Below are 2,955 nucleotides of genomic sequence, written 5' to 3' on the forward strand. Positions count from 1 at the left end.
GGGTCCAACTGGCCTGATCGTTCGACGCGTGGTGCGGCTTGGCCCTTGTGCGCTGCTGCTGGCGCTGCCGGCTGCAGCGCAGACTGTGGACGAAAGCACCGCTGCGACCGGTGCGCGGGCGGAGGAGAATGCCGTGCGCAGCGCCGGCGATGCCTTTGGCACCTCGATCGGGCGGGAGACGATCGGGCTGTATAACGCCGACGATGTGCGTGGCTTTTCGCCGACGCAGGCGGGCAATGTGCGCATCGACGGTCTCTATTTCGATCAGGTGTGGGGGCTCAACCCGCGGCTAAGGCGGGCCACCACCATCCGCGTTGGCTTGTCGGCGCTGGGCAGCCCATTTCCGGCGCCCACAGGGATCGTGGATTATGCCTTTCGCAAGCCCGGCGATGAAGCGGCGGTCAGCGTGCTGGGGGCATCGAACCAATGGGGCAATGCCGCGCTGGAGGTGGATGCCAATCTGCCGGTGGCCAAGGGGTTGAGCGTCGCGGCCGGTGGTGCGCTGTTCGATGATCGCTTCTACAACGCCACCCGCGCCAGCTTCTGGCAATTCTCGCTCGCCGCCCGCTATGCGCCGACAGACGCGATCGAGATCGTGCCGTTTGCCGCCCGCTCCGAAGGCTTTGATGAGACCGGGCCAATTTTCCTGCCGTCTGGCGAGGGCCTACCGCCGCAATTGCCGCGCCGCTTCTTCAAGGGGCCGGATTGGGCGCGCTATCGCGGCGTGGCATTCAACACCGGCGTGCTGGGCACCTGGCGGCTGGCGCCGGGCTGGGAGCTGCGGGCCGGGCTTTTCCGTTCGCTGTTTGATGATACGCGCGGCTTTGCCAATCTCGTTACGGATATGGATCAGGCTGGAAACGGGGAGCAGTTGGTGATCGCCGACCCGCCGGTGAAATTTGCCAGCACAAGCGGTGAGTTGCGGCTGACGCGCACCGTCACGGACGGCCCGCGCACCCACCGCATCCACGCCAGCGTGCGGGCACGCGCGGGGGACCGGCGCTTTGACGGCTCCGACTTCATCGATCTGGGGCCCACCAGCATTTTCGCACCCACCACGGTGCCGGCGCCCGATTTCAACTTTGGCGAGCAGCAGAAGGACCGAGTGCGCCAGATTATCGCCGGCATTGCCTGGGAAGCACGCTGGCCGGGCGTGGGCGAATTGAGCCTGGGCGTGCAGGGCACGCGCTATTCGAAACGCATTGGCCTGCCCAGCTTGCCACCGGTGGCAACCGATGCCTCGCCCTTGCTCTACAATGCCACGCTGGCCATCGAGATCACGCCGCGCCTAGTGGCCTATGCCGGCACCGTTACCGGGCTGGAGGAAAGCGGCATCGCGCCGGGCAACGCCGCCAACCGCAACGAGGCGCTGCCGGCCATCCGCACAGGCCAGCGTGACGCTGGCCTGAGGTGGGCGATCAGCGATGATGTGCGGCTGGTCGCTGGCCTATTCGATGTGCGCAAACCCTATTTCAACCTCGACGCAAACGGGCGTTTTGATGCGCTGGGAGAGGTGATCAACCGCGGCATCGAGCTTTCGCTGTCCGGGCCAATTACCAAGCGGTTCAGTATCGTGGCAGGCAGTGTATTGCTGTGGCCGCGCGTGACTGGCGATGGCGTGGCGCTGGGCCGGGTGGGGGATCGGCCGGTGGGCGCGATCAGCCGGCGGATTGAGGTCAATCTTGATTGGCGCCCGCCGATCCTGGAGGGGCTGGGCATGGACGTGGCCATCAGCCACCGCAGCCCGGAAACATCCACCGTGAGTGCGCTGACATCTATCCCGGCCCGCACGCTGGTCGACTTGGGCGCACGTTACAGTTTCAAGCTGGCGGGCCAATCGGTGCTGCTGCGGGTGCAGGTCGAGAACCTCACCGATCTGCAGGGGTTTGAACTGCAGGGTGCCGGAGCCTATGATCTGATCCCGGGCAGGCGCATCGGCGGCTATCTCACTGTCGACTTCTAGCGCCTATCTGACCAAGCTGGCGGCCTATGAGCAGGGCACCAATATGGCTTTTGCCGGTATCGCCGACGCCAACAAGTGCAAGGACGTGACCGCGCGCCTGAAGACCCTCAAGTGACTGATAACGGTTCGTTCGCAAGTCGGCATGCTGCGGCACGAGGAAAACCTGTATTCCAATATAGTCTCCCGCGGCCATTTCGGCCGTAGGAGACTATGAATGGGCAAGTCGCAGTTCGATCCTATCGGGCAAAAGTTGATCCCATGGAATGCCGGCCGCATGATTGGTGCAAAGCGACCTCTCAAACCACGCGACGTTTAGGCAATCCGCTTTTATCTCGATGAACACCATCGGCGGCGCGATCGTGCGCTTTTCGATCTAGCTCTCGACAGCAAGCTGCGTGGTTGTGACGTCGTAAAACTGAGAATCGGCGACGTCGTGGCAGGCGGTGCCATGTGCAACCGGGCCACCGTTATTCAGCAAAAGACAGGAAAGCCGGTTCAATTTGAACTCGGCAAGGATGTCCGGGAAAGCCTTCTTGCATGGCTTACCTGCTGTGGAGGCTCAATCGACGACTTTATCTTCCCAAGTCGCATCAATCGTGCCGGCCACATGAGCACCCGCCAATATGCCGCCTGGTTGACGAATGGGTTGGCGCCATTGGGCTTGATGTTCGCGACTATGGCACGCATTCGCTGAGGCGCACCAAGGCCGCGCTGATCTACAAGGCCACTGGCAATCTGAGGGCAGTACAGATCCTGCTTGGCCACACCAAGATCGAGACGACGGTGCGGTATCTGGGCGTGGATATCGACGATGCCCTGACACTGTCGGAGCGAACTGAAATTTGAACAAGACGGCTCATCGCCACCCGGCGGTTAACCGTCATTGCTCATATAACACCGGGAAATGGCAGCTTACGCGCCTTGGACTTCCCGCAAGCTGCCAGTCCGCCATCGTGCAGAGTTTCGGGCGCCGCGAGGCGTACGAAAGTCTC

At 62.8% G+C, this 2,955-nt stretch carries 1 protein-coding gene and 1 pseudogene; both read left to right on the plus strand.

Going from position 1 to position 2,955, the window contains the following annotated elements; all coding sequences use genetic code 11:
• Nucleotides 1-1,963, plus strand: a 1,963-nt coding sequence (locus tag RT662_RS10815) for a TonB-dependent receptor (RefSeq protein ID WP_313670714.1), incomplete at its 5' end; no start/stop codon positions are given.
• A 214-nt stretch (nt 1,964-2,177) separates the two neighbouring features.
• Nucleotides 2,178-2,809: pseudogene (locus RT662_RS10820) on the plus strand (tyrosine-type recombinase/integrase).
• Nucleotides 2,810-2,955: the final 146 nt, after the last annotated feature.

The sequence above is a fragment of the Sandarakinorhabdus sp. genome, assembly GCF_032115815.1.
Classification (GTDB): domain Bacteria; phylum Pseudomonadota; class Alphaproteobacteria; order Sphingomonadales; family Sphingomonadaceae; genus Sandarakinorhabdus.